Origin of the sequence: Acidovorax sp. sif1233, from assembly GCF_019218755.1 — a bacterium.
In the GTDB taxonomy this organism is placed as follows: Bacteria; Pseudomonadota; Gammaproteobacteria; order Burkholderiales; family Burkholderiaceae_C; genus Acidovorax.
On sequence record NZ_JAHUWZ010000002.1, the window covers coordinates 553,784 to 571,077 of the forward strand.

Consider the following 17,294-nt stretch of genomic DNA (forward strand, 5'->3'; position numbering starts at 1 on the left):
GCTATGCCACCGCTTGTGCGGCAGCGGACGGCGCATACGACTGCATCGCGAGCGCATGCACTTCCCGCGCGGGGCGGTCCTTGAGCAGGTGGTTGCTCCACACCTGGCGCCAGACGCGGGCGCCCGGCAGGCTGTGGCGCAGGCCCAGCATGTGGCGGGCGATGTGGGGCCAGGGCGTGCCATGCTGTGCGGCCTCGCGCTCCATGTATTCGACCATGGCCAGCTCGACCTCTTCGCGGGTCAGGGGGCAGGGCGTGCCACCCTGACTGCCGTAGTAGAGCTGATCCCAGCGCGCCATCCACCAGGGGTTGTGGTACGCCTCGCGGCCGATCATCACGCCGTCGAGGTGTTCGAGCTGCTGCAGCACCACCTCGTCGGCCTGGATACCGCCATTGATGGCGATCGTGAACTGCGGGAACTCGGCCTTGAGCTGGTGCACCACCTCGTAGCGCAGGGGCGGGATGTCGCGGTTCTCCTTCGGAGACAGGCCCTGCAGCCACGCGTTGCGCGCGTGCACGATGAACACGGTGCAGCCCGCCTCGGCCACCGTGCCGATGAAGTCGCGCACGAAGCCGTAGTCTTCCTGCTTGTCGATGCCGATGCGGTGCTTGACCGTCACGGGCACGGCCACCACGTCCTTCATGGCCTTCACGCAGTCGGCCACCAGCTGCGGCGCCTTCATCAGGCTGGCGCCAAACGCGCCGCGCTGCACCCGGTCGCTGGGGCAGCCGCAGTTCAGGTTGATCTCGTCATAGCCCCATTCCTCGCCCAGCCGCGCGGCCTGGGCCAGCTTGTCGGGTTCATTGCCGCCCAGCTGCAGGGCCACGGGATGCTCTTCCGTGTTGAAGCGCAGGTGGCGCTCGGTGCCGCCGTGGATGATCGCGCCCGCATTCACCATTTCGGTGTACAGCAAGGTCTGGCGCGTCAGCAGGCGGTGAAAGTAGCGGCAATGGCGGTCGGTCCAATCCATCATCGGCGCAACGCTCATGCGCCATGGGCTAAGTAATTGATTTTTAACGATATTTTCCAAGGTGGAAACCGGTGTTTTTTGCTGTGTGCAAGATAAAGTGCACACGGCGTGCACATGAGAGGCCTTAAAAGTGCAGAATCTGGGCATCAACCGATGCACACGACTGCACACACATGGCGACATTTTCTCAGTTACCGTCCGGCAAGTGGCGCGCCCAGATAAGAAGGGCGGGCATGTACCGCGCTGCCACCTTCGCCACCAAGCGCGAAGCCAAGGACTGGGCAACCCAAATTGAAGCGCAGGCAAGCCACATCGCCGCCGGTGGATATGCCCCTGTGCCCAAGGGTGCCACGCTGGCAGACCTGATCGAAAAGTACACCGAGGCCAGCACCAAGTTACCCGGCAAGACGAAAGAGGCCACGCTCGCCATGCTCAAGCGCGAGCTGGGCAAGGTGAAGCTGTCCAACCTGAATGCCGTGGTGCTGCGCGACTTTATCGACCGCCGCCAGGACGACGGGGCAGGGGGCGTGACCATCGCCGCCGACTTGTCCTATTTGTCGGCAGTGCTCAAGTGGGGCAGGCACGCGCGCCAACTCGACTTGCCCGAGCGCCTGGCATTGGAGGCCCGCGCCAGCCTCACGCACCGGGGATTGAGCACCCGGGGCAAAGAGCGTGAGCGGGAGCCGACTGACGACGAGCTGGCCCGCATCTATGCCCATTGGGCGACCAAGGCGCGCCAGCAAATCCCCATGCAGACGGTGTGCCAGTTCGCACTGGCCACGGGGATGCGCCAGGGCGAAATCACCCGGCTGGAAATCGAGGATGTGGACCGACAAGCCAAAACGGTGATGATCCGCGACCGCAAGGACCCACGCAACAAGACCGGCAACAACCAGACCGTGCCACTACTGCCCGATGCCTGGGCCATCGTGGAACCCATCATCAAGGAGCGCGAAACCGGGTTCCTGTTCCCCTACGACGAACGCAGCATATCGGCATCGTTCACGCGGGCGTGCACCGCCCTGGGTATCGAGGATTTGCACTTTCACGACCTGCGCCACCGCGCCGCCGCTCAGTTCTTCCGCATGGGCCTGGGCATCCCGCAGGTGGCCTTACTCACTGGGCACAAGACCTGGGCCATGCTGCGCCGGTACACGGCCATCAAGCCCGAAGACGTGCACGACGCTATCAAGAAACCGGCAAGCCCTGCACCGGACAAAGCAGGGCAACAAGGCGACAGCCAAGGCGATGGAACCGCCGAGGCTGTCTGACCACAACGAAAGAAGGACTTTCACCATGGCTATCGAAACTGTAACCCCTATCGACCGCGAGTCGGCTGCATTGGAGGCTGCCGCCCTGTCTGATCTGGTGGCTTGGATAAGCAAGGCGCGCGACCTCATAGACGAAATCCGGGATCGGGACAGCTTGAATGGAGAGCTGCACGAATCCATGAAGCGGCACGACATAGCCATCAATGAGCCGGAGTGGCTTTTTTCCGAAGCCCCCCAAGGCTTAGCCTACGTTATTTCTCGGCAGCACTCCCTTATCAAGTCGCTGGCCTAAACCATTCGCCAGCCCTAGGCTGATCCCCGAAAACCCGCTTCCCCTGGCGGGCTGGGCTGGCACCTTTTCAGGGAGCGTGAGGGAACGCTGTGAAGAAGCTATATGCGAAGGTATTAGATGCGGTACACGGACAGGCAATTATCAAAACCCCGTTCGGAGAGTATCGCGGGATTGGAATCGACACTTGGATTGAAACAGTCTACGAAGCGAAGCAAATAGCGGCATGGCAAATATTGGCTGTGATTTTGCTGTATTTTGGAATACCCGCACGACCAATTTCAAAAGAAGAAGAAGAGCTATTGTTTCTCCATTGGCTGGCTGAACTTAACGAGGCCGCGCGCAAAGGTGTTGTAACTCCATATCATCAAATAACGCTACTAAGGATGACGAGACGCCCCGTAGATTTTGACTGGATTATCCCGTTGGAGATGGCTGACGCATTTATGGTAAGCGTTGGGCACGATACTAAGATTTCAGAGGTTGTCGAAAGGCTCTACAAAGAGTATCTGCTTAACATCAATGGGCAATCGCACACTGATTCGACAACGAAAAAAATTGTGGAGTCGCAAGAGAAGCCGCTCAGAGAGCGCGAGCGCAATAGCTTGTACAACATCATCGGTTCACTGCTGGCGTGCCTCAATCACCACGGGGTTGATGAGGCGGCGGTTAAGGCATTCCTAGATCAACAGCGTTACACAGACTTTGATGGCGTGAGCACAAGAAACCTAGAGAAGGTGTTCCCCCTGGCTCGTAAGAGTATTGGGGGCTAATACCGCACTTGCGGCGAAGTAACCGCAATTGCGGTGCAATTTTGCTACCTGCCAAGCACATTCGACCCATCGCAACGACTGGCGCATAAGCCGGAAAGGATGGGTTAATGACCGCTACAGCCATTCAAGAGACAGAGCGCGTTCGCCACATGGCCGAACGCCTGGACTGTTTTATCGAGGAGGATTTTCAGGCGCTCGCAGCCGCTACGCCGAAAACGGTTGAAGCGTGGCGCAAACGCGGCATGGGGCCTGCCTATATCCTGCTGGGTAATCGCTACCTGTACCCGCGCAAGGCGGTGGCGAAGTACCTGGAGGGCATTACCCGTGAGCGCAACAGCGTGGCCGCAAAGGAGGCGCTGTAATGGGGTTCGACCGCCGAAATCTCCCCGACGCGGTGGGTTACTACGAGTCCGAAGGCTTGAAGCTGACCGGGCGCGGCAAGTGGCGCACCACCGAGTGCAAATTCCACGGCGGCAGTGATTCCATGCGGATCAACACAGAAAGCGGTGCATTCGCGTGCATGGCTGGCTGTGGTGCCCGTGGTGGCGATGTGCTGGCCTACCACATGGCCCAGCATGGCCTGGAGTTCGTAGAGGCCGCCAAGGCCCTGGACGCCTGGATTGATGACGGACGCCCCGCCACCCAGCACAAGCCCGCTCCGCTCTCGCCGCGCCAGGCGCTGGAGGTGCTGGCAGTGGAAGCCAACCTAGTGGCCATCGCCGCCGGGAACGTGGCGCACGGCGTGGTGCTGTCGCAGGTGGATCTGTGTCGCGTGCTGACCGCATCGGGCCGCATCTCTCGCCTGGTGGAGGTGTTTGCATGAAGCGCGACTACCAAAAAACGGTGTCCCAGCTGGACGCAGACATCCAACGACGTGGCCCCATCTTTCCGAATTTGCCGGACTCGCCAGATATTTCTGGCTTGCCACCGCTGGACAAGGTGATCCTGACCTGTGGCAGCGACCTGATGCCAGAGCCATATCGCTGGCTTTGGCAATACTGGCTTGCCATGGGGAAGCTGCATATCCTCGCTGGGGCACCCGGACAGGGCAAAACCACCATCGCGCTGGCCATGGCAGCAACCATCACCATCGGAGGACGCTGGCCAGACGGATCGCGCTGCGCACCCGGCAACGTGCTGATCTGGAGCGGCGAAGACGACCCCGCCGATACGCTGGTGCCGCGACTCATGGCTGCCGGTGCTGATCGCGCCCGGTGCTACTTCATCGAGGGCGCACGCCGTGACGGTGAAGTAGTGCCATTCGACCCCGCCCGCGACCTGGGGCAACTGCTGGAGGCCATCGAGCAAATCGGCGGCATCAGTCTGCTGGTGATCGACCCTGTGGTGAGCGCCGTTACTGGCGACAGCCACAAGAACACCGAGGTACGCCGCGCACTGCAACCCCTGGTTGATCTTGCTGCAAAGTGCGACTGCGCAGTGCTGGGCATCACCCACTTTGCCAAAGGTGGCCAGGGCACCGACCCGGCGCAGCGTGTGGTGGGAAGCGTGGCGTTTACTGCTGTGGCCCGCGTGGTCATGGTGGCGGCAAAGGTGAAGGGCGACGAAGAAGGCCAGGACACGCGCATCCTCGCCCGCAGCAAAAGCAACATCGGCCCGGACGATGGCGGGTTCCAATACCACCTGGAACAGTCCGAACCACTGCCAAGCATTCATGCCTCGCACATCGCGTGGGGTAAGGCGGTAGAAGGCACGGCACGCGAGCTGCTGACAGACCCGGACGACGAACCGCAGGACGACACCAGCGACGCGGTGGAGATGCTTCGCTCCGAGCTGGATAGCGTTCTTTGGACAAGCTGCGACGAGGCCGCAAAGCCACTCAAGGCCGCAGGCTTCACCAAGAAACAAATTTGGGCCGCGTCCAAAAAGGTGGGCGTCATGCGCAAGAAGGACGGCATGAAAGGCGGGTGGATGTGGCGCCTTCGCAATGCCACCGAAGTGGCTTTCACGATGATCTCGCCCCAAGATTCCGCCGAAGATTCCGAAGGCTCCAGTTTTGGAAACGTGGAATCTTTGGAATCTTCGGGAGCCTTGGAGTCTTCGGCGACGGAGGTTCTATGACGCCCGAAGCCATCCTGGCCGACCTGATCGAGTGCGGCATTGAGCCCGACGTGACGCCAGATAAAACAGGCATCGTGGTGCCCGCTGGGAAGCTGACAGAAGCGCAGCGCGCCGCCGTCCTGGGCCACAAGCCTGCGCTGATCGCGTGCATTCTGGAATCGGCACGCATCACCACCGAACTGCTGGACACCGCCATGCGAGCCGCCGCCCATTGGAAAGACGACCCCGAGGAATGGCGCAGGCAGTGCATGGAGGTGCCACCGCACCAGCGTGGTGACCTGCTGGACCACCTGCAGCGCCAGTACCCGAAGCCCTGACCACCAACCCGCCAAGTGCGGGTTCTTCTTTGTCCATTCGATAGATATTTGCTATCGATTCTAATTTGTGATAGCTTTAATACTATCGCAACCCGCCCGCCGATAGCGTGGGCCAATCTTGAAAGACCCTCGCTATGCAACTCGCAGCCATTCGTGAAGCCCGCGCCGCCAAGGTGGCCGAAGCCCGCCGCATCCTCGCCACCGCCGAAACGGAAAAGCGCAGCCTGAACCCTGCCGAGCAATCGGCCTTCGACAAGTTCAAGGCGGAAATCACCAGCTTGGAGGCCGACGAACAGCGCGCCACCTTCATGGAAGACTGTGAACGCCGCGCCCTGGGTGATCCGGTGGGCGACCGCTCTTTCTCCGCAGTACAGCGCCAGGTCAACGTGGTGGAAGTGATCCGCGCCCAGATGGAAGGCCGCAGCCTGTCGGGCGCCGCTGCCGAGTTCGCGCAGGAAACCGAGCGCCGCACAGGCCGCAAGGCGCAGGGCGTGTTTGTTCCCCTGTCGGCCATCGAGTCGCGCGCAGTGAACACCACCAGCACCGCGCCCGAACTGGTGCCCACTATCCACCGCGCAGACCAGTACATCGAGCCCTTCCGCAACTCGCTGCTGGCCCGCCGCCTGGGCGTGCGCGTGCTGTCGGGCCTGTCCGGCAACCTGAGCATCCCCAAGCACGGCACCGGCACCACCGTGGGCTGGGTGGCTGAAAACGCCGCACTGCCCACTGGCGATATGAGTTTCGACGGCGTGACCCTGGCCCCCAAGCACGCGGGGGGCATCACCGAACAGTCCCGCCAGCTCATCATGCAAAGCTCGCCCGACATTGAGCAGTTGGTGCGTGATGACCTGTCCTTCATGCTGGCCCAAGCCATCGACAGCGCCTTGATTAAGGGTGGCGGCACGAATGAGCCGGTGGGCGTGCTGTCCACCAGCGGCATCCAGACCGCCAGCCTCGCCACCCTGAGCTGGCAGAACGTCCTGGCCATGCTGCAAAAGCTGGACATCGTGAACGCCAGCGCCGCCAACATCGTGGCCAGCACCAAGGCCAAAGCCAAGCTGGCCGGAACCCTCAAGGCCGCAGGCATCGCGGGCTACATCCTGGAGGGCGGCAAGGTGGGCGACCTGCCCGCGTACTTCTCCAACCAAGTCGCAGAAAAGACCGGCACCCCGAACACTGGCCGCGTGATCGCTGGCGACTGGAGCCAGGTGATGCTGGGTATCTGGTCCGAGGTGGACATTCTGGTGAACCCCTACGCCGAAGGCGCCTACAGCAAGGGCAATGTCCTGATCCGCGCCATGGCCACGGTGGACGCCGCAGTGCGACACCCCGAGGCGTTCGTGGTGGCCGACGACCTGGCCATCTAAGGAGCTGCGACATGTTGGAGCTTCGCGGACACGGCACGCTCAAGGCGACCGGCAACAAGACATTGACCGGCTATGCCGCCGTGTTCAATTCCGAGGCAGTCCTGGGAGACTTTTCAGAGGTCATCCGGCAAGGTGCCTTCGCCAAATCGCTGGCGACGGGCTCCAACATTCGCGCCCTGTATCACCACGACGGCACCGCGCTGCTGGGCACGACCCGAGGCGGCACGCTGCAACTGAGGGAGGACTCGCATGGACTGGCTTTCACCCTTGCCCTGCCTGACACCAGCCATGGGCGTGATCTGGCCATCCTGGTGGATCGTGGCGACGTGGCCGGTTGTTCCTTCGGGTTCAAGGTGCGCGACGGTGGCGACCGCTGGGAGCAACGCGGTGCGCAATTGGTGCGCGAGCTGCTGGACGTGGATCTGGTGGAAATCACCCTCACGTCAGACCCCGCCTATCAAGACACCACGGTAGCCATGCGCAGCCGCCCGCATCAACAGGGCTTTGTTGACCTGAACCGCGCATGGATGGAAACCGTATGAGCATCATCACCCGCGCCCTGTCTGCCATCGGCCTGGAGCGCCGCAGCGTCTCCGGCGGTGATCCGTACTGGAGCAACTTCGCCAGCCTGCGCAATGGGCCGGTGAACGACAAGACCGCCCAAGGCGTGAGCGCTGTCTATGCCTGCGTGCAGGCCATCAGCGAAACGACCGCCAGCCTGCCCCTGATCCTGTTCAAGAAGACCGGGAGCGCGCCGCAGACCACCCGCTTTACAAGGTGCTGCACGACCAGGCCAACCCTGAGCAGACCGCCCTGGAGTTCCGCGAGTACTTGCAAGCCGCCGTGCTGCTGCGCGGCAACGCCTTTGCCCGTATCGTGCGCGGCTGGGATGGCCAGGTGCGCGAGCTGTGGCCGCTGTCGCCGGATCGTGTCTCAGTGCTGCGCGTGGGCGACAAGCTGGCCTACGACTACACCGACACCAAGGGCATTGTTCACCGCCTGCTGGCCCATGAGGTGCTGCACCTGCGCCACCGCCTGGGCGATGACGGCGTGCTGGGTATCTCGCCCATCGCTGCCGCCCGTGGTGTGGTGGAACTGGCCCTTGCAGAGGGTGAGCATGGGGTGAACACCTTCACCAACGGCGCCAAGATGCTGGGCGTGCTCAAGTTCCCCGGCAAGCTCAAGCCCGAACAGCGCACCAACATCCGCGAGAGCTGGGCCAGCCAACACGCTGGAGGCAGCAACGCGGGCCGCACTGCTGTGCTGGAGGAAGGCGTGGACTTTCAGGCCCTGTCCATGACCCTGGAGGATGCCGAGTGGATCGCCGCCCGCCAGTTCAGCGTGGAGGAAGTGGCCCGCCTGTTCCGCTGCCCGCCCACGGTCATCGGTGATCTGAGGAATGGCAACTACTCCAACAGCGTGGAGATGGCCCGCCAGTTCGTGACCCAAACCCTACGCCGCCACCTGGTGGCATGGGAGCAAGGCATTGCAGCCAAGTGCCTGACCGATGCAGGGCGCCGCATGTACTTTGCCGAGCATCAGGTGGAGGGCTTGTTGCGTGGTGACAGTGCCAACCGCGCCGCGTTCTATAGCTCAGGCATTGCAGACGGATGGATGCTCAAGTCCGAAGCCCGCAAGCTGGAGAACCTGCCAGCCATTGAGGGCCTGGACGACCAGCCCAAGGCAGTGGAACCCGATTCCACTCCGGCGCCGCTGCCATACCCGAGCAAGCAACAGGAGGCCATGGCGTGAAGATGCTGGACCCCTGGAAGGCACGAGGCTTGAAGATGGTGGACGACCTGCCGCGCAAGCCTTTGCAGATGGCGGACATTCGCACCAAGCGCTGGACGAAGAAGGGCAACGGGCGACTGCTGCCCCTCAACTCCGAAGCCTGGTATCGGCTGCGCCGCTCAGTGCTGGCAGAACAGCCGCTGTGCCAATACTGCCCGCCCGGTGTCATCACGCCTGCCACTGAGGTGGACCACAAGAACAACGACCCAGCGGACAACAGCCGGGAGAACCTGGTGAGCTGCTGCAAGCCCTGTCACAGCATCAAGACCATGGCCGACATGTACGGCAGACCGGCGCGCATGGGATGCGATGCCGAGGGCAACCCCATCAACCCGGCGCATCCATGGAATGAGAAATCACGGGCAACCGATAGCCCAGAACCGACCAGTTCCCCTCACGCAATCGCTAACCGAGGAAACGAGCCATGAAGGTGACGCCCCGCCGCAAGCGCTCCGACTCCGCTGCAGCCGCCATCGCAGCCACCCAAGCCGCAGCCCTGGGGCCCTTGGAGCCACCTGCGCACGTCACCTTGCGCCCTGGTGATCGCCCATTCTGGAACGCCATCATGCTGGCCCGCGCCCGCGACACCTGGACCGAGGTGGATCTGACCACCGCCGCAACGCTGGCCAGGACGCAGGCCGACATTGAAGACCTGCACGCTACCCTGGCGGCCGCTGGCTACCTGCTGGGCGACAAGCCGCACCCCCTGGCCGCCGTGGTGGAGACGCTGGCCCGCCGTGCTGTCGCGCTGACCCGCGTGCTGCACGTCCATGCCGAGGCCACCGTGGGCAAATCCGAGGACGCCGCCAAGGCCCTGGAACTGGAGCGCAAGGCCCGCCAGGAAGAAGGCGACGACCTGATCCCGAGGCTGCGCGCGGTATGACCAGAGCCGACCGCGTTATCGAGTTCATCCAGCGCTATTGCCTGGTGCCCGATGGCGCGCAGGTGGGCCAGCCGCTGGTGCTGGACCAGTTTCAGAAAGACTTCATCCGGGCTATCTACGACAACCCCGCAGGCACGCGCCGCGCCATCCTGAGCGTGAGCCGCAAGAACGGCAAGAGCGGGCTGATCGCGGGCCTGCTGCTGGCGCACCTGGTGGGCCCCGAGGCGAAGCAAAACAGCCAATTAGTGTCCGGCGCCATGAGCCGCGACCAGGCCGCTCTGGTGTTCAACCTGGCCGCCAAGATGGTGCAGCTGTCTCCCAAGCTGACGCCCATTGTGCGGATTGTGCCGAGCGGCAAGCGCCTGCTGGGCCTGCCCCTGAACACCGAGTACAAGGCCCTTGCAGCGGACGGCAAGACGGCACACGGCCTGTCCCCGGTGCTGGCCATCCTGGACGAAATCGGCCAAGTGCGTGGCCCGCAGTCCGACTTTGTGGACGCCATCACCACCAGCCAGGGCGCGCACGAAGCGCCGCTGCTGATCGCCATCAGCACCCAAGCTGCCAACGATGCCGACCTGTTGAGCCAGTGGATTGACGACGCCAGGGCCAGCAAAGACCCACGCATCGTCTGCCAGGTGTACGAAGCGCCCGCAGGCTGCGACCTGCTGGATGAGGCCGCATGGAAGGCAGCAAACCCCGCCCTGGGCACGTTCCGCAGCTTGGACGACCTGCGCGAGCAACTGACGCAGGCCCGGCGCATGCCGAGCATGGAGAACACCGCCCGCAACCTGCTGCTGAACCAACGGGTTTCGACTGTCTCCCCCTTCATCAGCCCGGACGTGTGGAAGTCCTGCGCAGCGCGCGTGCTGCCCTTCGACGGCCCGGTGTTCGCGGGCCTGGACCTGTCGGCCCGCACCGACCTTACCGCCCTGGTGATCGTGGGCCAGGTCGATGGTGTGTGGCATGTGGTGCCGCACTTCTGGACGCCTGAAATCGGCCTGGCAGACCGCGCGCGCCGTGATCGTGCCCCTTATGACGTGTGGGCACGCCAGGGCCTGCTGCACACCACACCCGGCGCCACGGTGGACTATGAGCACGTCGCGCAGGACATGGCCGCGCTGCTGTCCGATCTGGACGTGCAGGCCGTGGCCTATGACCGATGGCGCATCGAGCTGCTGCGCAAGGAGCTGGACAAGATCGGCGCCGATCTGCCCCTGGTGGAGTGGGGCCAGGGCTTCAAGGACATGGCGCCCGCGCTGGATGCCCTGGAAGCCGAGCTGCTGAATGGGCGCATCGCCCACGGCGGCCACCCGGTGCTGACCATGTGCGCCGCCAATGCCGTGGTGACGAAAGACCCGACCGGCGCCAGAAAGCTGGACAAGGCGAAGGCAACAGGACGGATTGACGGATTGCAGGCCCTGGCGATGGCCATGGGCGTGGCATCCAGAGCAGAGCAAGCGCAGTTCGTGGGGTTTGACGCCTTCACGTTCGTGTGATGTCCCTAGCCGGGAGGGGCCGCAAGGCGTAGCCCGGACGCGGATCAGTCGGACAGTGCCGCGTTTCAGCAAAACCCCGACAGCCAGCGAGTGGGCTTTCACGGACGGCGTGCAGAAGTGAGTGATTCACCAATGCTGCCGGGCCCCTGATTACCTTTCACCACGGCGCTGGCACCCCTACAACTGAGGAACCGACATGGCCGCACTATTGACCCTGGACGAAGCGAAGCAGCATTGCCGCATTGACCACGACGACGAAGACGCTCTGCTGGGCGCGCTGATCGCTACCGCCACCGCTGCCGTGGCCGACTACATGAACGTCACCAGCGTGGACGACACCGCCGCCGCCCCGGTGAAGTCGGCCGCGCTGCTGCTGGTGGGCACGCTTTACGAACACCGCGAGAGCGTGAGCGACCGCCCGTACAGCAAGAACCCGGCTTTCGAGGCTCTGCTGAACCCGTACCGGGTGCACTCATGAAAGCGGGCGACCTTGACCAGCGCGTTACGGTGGAGCGCTACAGCACCACCTACGACGAGCTAGGCCAGCCCATCGAGTCCTGGGCACCACTGTTCACCTGCTGGGCTGCTGTGGAGCCGCTGACGGGCCGGGAGTACCTGGCCGCGCAAGCTGCCGTGTCTGAGGTGACGGCGCGCATCAGGATGCGGTTTCGCCCATGGATGACCGCGCAGGATCGCGTGGTCCACAACGGCACCACCTACGGCATTGAGAGCCTGGTAGACGTGCGCTCAGACCACCGCGAGCTGGTGCTGATGTGCAAGGCGGTGGGCTGACTACGTGGCCTGTTCCATGAGTTTCACGATGAGCCGCCGGCGGAAAGCTGCAAGCGCCTCTGCGGTCTGCTCAGCGTTGGAAATGTCCGTCATCGTGCCTTTGTAGAGCACCTCTGGTTGATTTGTGAGAATGGCCAAGAGCATTGCGTCTGCTTTGGATGAGGCAACTGATTCGTTCATCTGAGATCCTGGAAAGTTGAACAAACATTGTGCGGGCAAGTAAAACCACTGTCACACGTTTCTTGCGCACTGCCCAAGACTGCACACGGATTGCACACAAAACCCTGGAAAGCCGCATGGATGTTGGTTAATCGCAACTATCCATCATCGGCGCGACGGACATGCGCCAGGGGCTCAAAGCGGGGGATTCCACAGCAGGCAAACAGGCAAGGAGAACGGGGGAAAGGCCCGCAGCGGCACGCCCGGACGGGGCGGGCGACGGAGGCTGCAGGGGAGGGCCGTGATTATCCCATTGGCCAACGATCCGCGCCAGCCCGTGGTCATGAGAAAAAAAGGACGCTGCCGCTTGATCCACAAGCGCTTGCCGCTATCAAAATGAAAGCGCCCCGCGTCCCCGCCGTGGCGACAGGCGCCAAGCCTTGTCCTGCCGCAAGGCGGGGCCAAGGCCGCATCGGCGATACTCGCGGCGCTTTTTGATGTTCCTGCCCCATGCCTGCCGGGTGGCTGGCTGCCTTGCAGCCGCCTTCTGCGCGGGCGTCGCCTGCCCCTGTTTCCCCATGCACCACACGATTTTTGACACGCCGGTTGTCAACACGCTGCTGCGCGCCTTCTCGCGCGCCACCCTGCGCCTGACGGGCTGGAAGGTGGAGGGAGCCTTGCCCGCCCACGCCGCCAAGAGCGTGCTGATCGCCGCCCCCCACACCAGCAACTGGGATCTGCCGTACACGCTGATGCTGGCGTTTTCGCTGCGCCTGCGGGTGTACTGGATGGGCAAGCAGAGCCTGTTCAGGGCGCCGTTTGGCGGCGTGATGCGCTGGCTGGGCGGGATTCCGGTGAACCGGGAGCAGGCGAACAACCTGGTGGCCAGCTCGGCCCAGGCCATGCGGGACGCGGACGGCCCCATGCAGCTGATCGTGCCGCCCGAGGGCACGCGCGGCAAGACGCGGCACTGGAAGACGGGGTTCTATTACATCGCCCAGCAGGCGGGCGTACCCATCGTGCTGGCTTTCGTGGACTACGGCCGCAAGGTGGGAGGCCTGGGGCCTGTGTTCGAGCCCACGGGCGATGTGGAACGCGACCTGGCGAGCATCAAGGCGTTCTACGCGCCCATCCAGGGCAAGAACCCGGCGCAGTTCGACGCCTGAGTTTGCCTGTCAAGGTTTTTCAATGAAATGGGCCTCTGGCGCTTATCTATAAAGCGCTGGCAGCTATGAAAATTGAAGTGAATACGCTGGCGGCAGCCGCCGTCACACCCCCACACTGCGCCGGTCGATCTTGCGGCTGAGCACGATGCTGGTCTGCGTCTGGTGCACGCCGTCGAGCTGGCCCACCTTGTCGAGCAGGGTGTCGAGCTGCTCATGGCTCGTGCAGCGCAGGAACACCAGGTAGTCAAACGGCCCGCTCACGGCGGATACCTCTTCGACCTCGGCCATGGCCTCCAGCGCGCGCAACACGGCGGGCGCTGTTTTGGGCAACACGCTGATGGAGCACCACGCGCGCACGGTGGTGGCATCGAGCCGGGCCCCCAGCCGCACGCCGTACCCCGCGACCACGCCCGAGCGCTCCAGCCGTGCAATGCGCGCCACCACGGTGGTGCGGGCCAGCCCCAGCCTGCGCGCCAGCGTGGCCGTGCCCTCGCGGGCGTTGGCCTGGAGCAGGCTCAGCAGCTGGCGGTCGGTGTCGTCCAGGGCCTGGGTCATGGGCAATTTCTCCAGAAAGTCATAACGTCCATCATATTCGCCGTTATGAAAAAACAAAGAGCAGTTTTCGACGATATAAGCACTACACATTGACAGCGCCCTTGCCTAGCATCAAGGCATCTGCAACACCTCTCACCGCTTCACGCGGTGGGCACCACCGGGAGCACCGCCATGACCATCCTTTCCACCACTTCCAGCACCGCCGCCCGCCGTGCCATCACCATCCTCGGCGCGGGCCACATCGGCTTTGCCATGGCGCTGCTGCTGCAGCAGGCTGGCGACTACGACATCCTGGTGGTGGACCGTGACCCGGCGCGCCTGGCCGAAGTGGCCGCATTGGGCGTATCCACCCGGCTGGCGACGGACGACGCGAGCCTGAAGGCGGTCATCGACGGCCGTTTCGCCGTGCTGAACGCGCTGCCGTTTCACCGCGCCGTATCCGTGGCCACGCTGTGCGCAACCGCAGGCGTGCACTACTTTGACCTGACCGAGGACGTGGCGAGCACCCAGGCCATCCGCGCACTCGGCGCCAGTGCCCGCAGCGTGCTCATGCCCCAGTGCGGTCTGGCGCCAGGCTTCATCGGCATCGTGGGCAACGACCTGGCCCGCCGCTTCGACACGCTGCACACCCTGCGCATGCGCGTGGGGGCGCTGCCGCGCTACCCGCAGGGCGCCTTGCGCTACAACCTGACCTGGAGCACCGAGGGCCTCCTCAACGAATACTGCAACCCCTGCGAAGCCATCGTGGATGGTGTGCGCACCACCGTGCCGGCGCTGGAGGGCCTGGAGACCTTCGCGCTCGACGGCGTGGAATACGAGGCCTTCAACACCTCGGGCGGCCTGGGCACGCTGACGGAGACGCTGTCCGGGAAAGCGCGGCAGGTGGACTACCAGTCCATCCGCTATCCCGGCCATTGCGCCATCCTGAAACTGCTGCTCAACGACCTGCGCCTGCGCGACCGGCGCGACCTGCTCAAGGACATCCTGGAAACCGCGGTTCCCACCACCGACCAGGATGTGATCGTCATCTTCGCCACCGCCGCGGGCCTGCGGGGAGGCCGGCTGGTGCAGGAGTCGTATTCCGCCCGCATCGTCGGCAGCCAGGTGGCAGGGCACACGCTGAGCGCCATCCAGCTCACCACGGCGGCGGGCATCTGCACGGCGCTGGACCTGGTGGCACAGGGGCGGCTGCCGCAGCAGGGGTTCGTGGGGCAGGAGTCGGTGCGGCTGCGGGACTTTCTGGCGAACCGGTTTGGCGCGGCCTATGCGGCAGAGGCGGGCTGGACGGCCATGGCGGCGTAGATCCCATCCCAAAACAACACACCCTTGCCGCCTGCTGCGACTGGACCAGCAAGCCGGAGAGCCAACAGGCGGCTGACCCCCAGCGCGGCCCCGGCGGGCAGAGGAAGCCCGACCCCCATGCGCTGCGGGTGGGGGACTGGCGATGGCGGGCGGATTTTCGTGCCTGCCTGCCTGCCTGCCTGCCTGTCTATCGCCCGCCCGGCTTCTGGTACATCCCCTCGATCGCCTCCGCGTAGAACGCCATCAGGTTGTTGCGCTTGAGCTTGAGCGTGGGCGTCATGAAAGTGTTCTCGATCGTCCAGGGCGTGAGCGTGCAGTGCACGGCGCGGGGCACGGCATAGCGGGCGAAGCTGGCGGTGTTTTTTTCGATGCGCGCCAGCACGGCCCGGTGCACGCTGGGGTGGTTCAGGCTGGCGGCGTCCTGCGCGGAGAGGCCCAGGTCGGCCGCCAGGCGCTGCCATTCGTCGCGCTGCAGGACGGCCACGCAGGCGATGAAGGGGCGGTTTTCCCCCACCACGAAGGCCTGCTCCAGCAGCGGATCGGCCAGCAGCGCCAGCTCCAGGTCCCCGGGCGGCACTTTTTCGCCGGTGGAGGTGACGATGATTTCCTTGATGCGCCCCCTGATGTAGATGCGGCCGCCCACGATGTCCGCCTGGTCGCCCGTGCCCAGCCAGCCGTCGGGGCCGAGGATGCGTGCCGTGTCTTCGGGCCGCTTCCAGTAGCCCTTCATGACGATGGGGCCGCGCACCTGCAGTTCGCGGTTCTCGCCAATGCGCACTTCCACGCCGGGCAAGGCCTTGCCCACGCACGCCGGATCGTTGTCGTGCAGTGCGTTGACGGACACCACGGGCGCCGTCTCCGTCATGCCGTAGCCCTGGATGAGCGGCAGGCCCAGGCCCAGAAAGCACTTGGCGATGGTGGGCGACAGCGGGGCGCCGCCGCTCACGGCCACCCGCACACGGCCGCCAAACTGGGCCAGCAAGGGCGTGGCCACCAGGGCTTGCAGCAGCGGCCAGGGCAGTGCGGCCATCCAGCCTCCCGCAGTCTTGCCGGCCTCGGGGGCGGGCGCCGGCAAACCCTGCGCCGCGCAGAAGCGGGCCCAGCCCCTGTTCTGTGCGGCCTCGTACAGCTGCATTTTCCAGGGCGATGGCGAGAGCTTTTCGAGCAGCCTGGCGTGGATGCGTTCGTAGATGCGCGGGACCGAGACCAGCACCGTGGGGCGCACCGTCTTCAGATCCTCGGCCAGCAGGGCCACGGAGCGCGCATACGCCACGCAGCTGCCTGCCGCGATGGGAAGGTAGTAGCCGCCCGTGCGCTCGAACGTGTGCGAGAGCGGCAGGAACGACAGGAACACGTCGTCCACCGTGGGCGCGATGCGCTCCAGCACGGCCTTCACGTCGCTGACCACGTTGCGGTGCGTGAGCATCACGCCCTTGGGCTTGCCGGTGGTGCCCGAGGTGTAGACGATGGCGGCGAGGTTGTCCGGGCCGGGCGCGGGGGGCAAGGCCTGCTGCGCTGCCTGTGCGGCGCCTTCGAGCCACTGCGCCAGCGAGCCCACGGCGGGGCCGTGCGACGAGGGCGGGGTGGCGGCGAAGGCGGCGTCCGGCTCGGTCACGATCACCGCGCGCAACGCGGGGAATTCCGTGCCTGTGTCGCGGATCCTCTCCCATTGCTGGGCACTGGCCACGATGAGCATCGAGGCCTCGCAGTCCGAGAGGATGTAGGCGATGCTGCCGGGGTTGTCGATGGCGTGCAGCGGCACCGGCACGCAGCCGGCGGCCAGGGTGGACTGGTCGGCGCACATGGCGTGCAGGCCGTTGGGCAGCAGGATGGCCACGCGCGCGGCCGCGGGCAGCTGCATGGCGGCCAGGGCCTGCGTCCATTCGGCCACGCGCTGCGCGGTCTGCCGCCAGGTCAGGCTGGCCCACGCCTGCGCGGTGGTGTCGAAGGCACGGTAGGCCTCGGCGTCCGGGGTGAGGGCCGTGCGCAAGGCAAGAAGCTGCGGCAGCGTCTGGACGCTGGCGATATCGGGAAGGGAGGGGGTCATCGAACTCGGCGGCGGTGGCGGCGTCGGGCGCGGGCCG

Annotated in this window: 21 protein-coding genes; 17 read left to right on the forward strand and 4 right to left on the reverse strand. The window is 64.6% G+C overall.

What is annotated here, in order from left to right:
- Position 1 precedes the first annotated feature (1 nt).
- Complete coding sequence (gene dusA / locus KW843_RS09955) at positions 2–1,075, reverse strand: tRNA dihydrouridine(20/20a) synthase DusA (RefSeq protein ID WP_370628476.1); 1,074 nt, start codon at positions 1,073–1,075, stop codon at positions 2–4.
- 128 nt (positions 1,076–1,203) lie between these two features.
- Here dusA and KW843_RS09960 point away from each other — a divergent pair, with 128 nt between their 5' ends.
- The 15 genes from KW843_RS09960 to KW843_RS10030 all read left to right on the forward strand — a co-directional run bounded on the left by KW843_RS09960 (position 1,204) and on the right by KW843_RS10030 (position 12,028).
- Positions 1,204–2,241 carry a site-specific integrase gene (locus tag KW843_RS09960; protein ID WP_218294971.1) on the forward strand — a complete coding sequence of 346 codons (1,038 nt, stop codon included), beginning with the start codon at positions 1,204–1,206 and terminating at the stop codon, positions 2,239–2,241.
- Between the two features lie 25 nt (positions 2,242–2,266).
- Positions 2,267–2,533: a hypothetical protein gene (locus tag KW843_RS09965; RefSeq protein ID WP_218294972.1), complete on the forward strand. Its 267-nt coding sequence runs from the start codon at positions 2,267–2,269 to the stop codon at positions 2,531–2,533.
- Between the two features lie 89 nt (positions 2,534–2,622).
- Complete coding sequence (locus KW843_RS09970) at positions 2,623–3,303, forward strand: hypothetical protein (RefSeq protein WP_218294973.1); 681 nt, start codon at positions 2,623–2,625, stop codon at positions 3,301–3,303.
- 107 nt (positions 3,304–3,410) lie between these two features.
- Positions 3,411–3,665 carry a hypothetical protein gene (locus KW843_RS09975; RefSeq protein ID WP_015014154.1) on the forward strand — a complete coding sequence of 85 codons (255 nt, stop codon included), beginning with the start codon at positions 3,411–3,413 and terminating at the stop codon, positions 3,663–3,665.
- A complete protein-coding gene (locus tag KW843_RS09980; RefSeq protein ID WP_218294974.1) occupies positions 3,665–4,126 on the forward strand; it encodes a CHC2 zinc finger domain-containing protein in 462 nt (153 codons plus the stop codon). The genes KW843_RS09975 and KW843_RS09980 overlap by 1 nt, the downstream gene beginning before the upstream one ends.
- Complete coding sequence (locus KW843_RS09985; RefSeq protein ID WP_218294975.1) at positions 4,123–5,382, forward strand: AAA family ATPase; 1,260 nt, start codon at positions 4,123–4,125, stop codon at positions 5,380–5,382. The genes KW843_RS09980 and KW843_RS09985 overlap by 4 nt, the downstream gene beginning before the upstream one ends.
- Positions 5,379–5,699 carry a hypothetical protein gene (locus KW843_RS09990; protein WP_218294976.1) on the forward strand — a complete coding sequence of 107 codons (321 nt, stop codon included), beginning with the start codon at positions 5,379–5,381 and terminating at the stop codon, positions 5,697–5,699. Before KW843_RS09985 ends, KW843_RS09990 begins: the two co-directional genes overlap by 4 nt.
- A 134-nt stretch (positions 5,700–5,833) precedes the next feature.
- Entirely contained in the window at positions 5,834–7,066 is a 1,233-nt protein-coding gene (locus KW843_RS09995) for a phage major capsid protein (RefSeq protein ID WP_218294977.1), read from the forward strand.
- An 11-nt stretch (positions 7,067–7,077) separates the two neighbouring features.
- The gene (locus KW843_RS10000) at positions 7,078–7,608 is read left to right on the forward strand and encodes an HK97 family phage prohead protease (RefSeq protein ID WP_218294978.1); all 531 of its coding nucleotides are present in this window, start codon (positions 7,078–7,080) and stop codon (positions 7,606–7,608) included.
- 235 nt (positions 7,609–7,843) lie between these two features.
- On the forward strand, positions 7,844–8,818 hold the full coding sequence (locus KW843_RS10005) for a phage portal protein (RefSeq protein WP_370628477.1): 975 nt from the start codon (positions 7,844–7,846) through the stop codon (positions 8,816–8,818).
- Positions 8,815–9,285 (forward strand): HNH endonuclease signature motif containing protein, encoded by a 471-nt coding sequence (locus tag KW843_RS10010; protein ID WP_218294979.1) that lies wholly within the window; start codon positions 8,815–8,817, stop codon positions 9,283–9,285. Before KW843_RS10005 ends, KW843_RS10010 begins: the two co-directional genes overlap by 4 nt.
- On the forward strand, positions 9,282–9,740 hold the full coding sequence (locus KW843_RS10015; protein WP_218294980.1) for a TerS protein: 459 nt from the start codon (positions 9,282–9,284) through the stop codon (positions 9,738–9,740). Before KW843_RS10010 ends, KW843_RS10015 begins: the two co-directional genes overlap by 4 nt.
- The gene (locus KW843_RS10020; protein ID WP_218294981.1) at positions 9,737–11,236 is read left to right on the forward strand and encodes a terminase large subunit; all 1,500 of its coding nucleotides are present in this window, start codon (positions 9,737–9,739) and stop codon (positions 11,234–11,236) included. The genes KW843_RS10015 and KW843_RS10020 overlap by 4 nt, the downstream gene beginning before the upstream one ends.
- A gap of 196 nt (positions 11,237–11,432) precedes the next feature.
- Positions 11,433–11,714: a head-tail connector protein gene (locus KW843_RS10025; RefSeq protein ID WP_218294982.1), complete on the forward strand. Its 282-nt coding sequence runs from the start codon at positions 11,433–11,435 to the stop codon at positions 11,712–11,714.
- Positions 11,711–12,028, forward strand: a complete 318-nt coding sequence (locus tag KW843_RS10030) for a phage head closure protein (RefSeq protein ID WP_218294983.1) — start codon at positions 11,711–11,713, stop codon at positions 12,026–12,028. The genes KW843_RS10025 and KW843_RS10030 overlap by 4 nt, the downstream gene beginning before the upstream one ends.
- On the opposite strand, the gene KW843_RS10035 is transcribed toward KW843_RS10030, so the two are convergent.
- Complete coding sequence (locus KW843_RS10035) at positions 12,029–12,208, reverse strand: hypothetical protein (protein WP_218294984.1); 180 nt, start codon at positions 12,206–12,208, stop codon at positions 12,029–12,031. It abuts the gene before it with no gap.
- A gap of 557 nt (positions 12,209–12,765) precedes the next feature.
- Here KW843_RS10035 and KW843_RS10040 point away from each other — a divergent pair.
- Entirely contained in the window at positions 12,766–13,353 is a 588-nt protein-coding gene (locus tag KW843_RS10040; protein ID WP_218294985.1) for a lysophospholipid acyltransferase family protein, read from the forward strand.
- Between the two features lie 102 nt (positions 13,354–13,455).
- Here the strand turns inward: KW843_RS10040 and KW843_RS10045 are convergent, their stop codons facing one another.
- Complete coding sequence (locus KW843_RS10045; RefSeq protein ID WP_218294986.1) at positions 13,456–13,908, reverse strand: Lrp/AsnC family transcriptional regulator; 453 nt, start codon at positions 13,906–13,908, stop codon at positions 13,456–13,458.
- 171 nt (positions 13,909–14,079) lie between these two features.
- Here KW843_RS10045 and KW843_RS10050 point away from each other — a divergent pair, with 171 nt between their 5' ends.
- Positions 14,080–15,210, forward strand: coding sequence for a saccharopine dehydrogenase family protein (locus tag KW843_RS10050; RefSeq protein ID WP_218294987.1), 1,131 nt, complete (start codon positions 14,080–14,082; stop codon positions 15,208–15,210).
- A 187-nt stretch (positions 15,211–15,397) separates the two neighbouring features.
- Here KW843_RS10050 and KW843_RS10055 read toward each other — a convergent pair whose 3' ends face one another.
- Positions 15,398–17,257, reverse strand: coding sequence for a long-chain fatty acid--CoA ligase (locus KW843_RS10055; protein ID WP_218294988.1), 1,860 nt, complete (start codon positions 17,255–17,257; stop codon positions 15,398–15,400).
- Positions 17,258–17,294 lie beyond the last annotated feature (37 nt).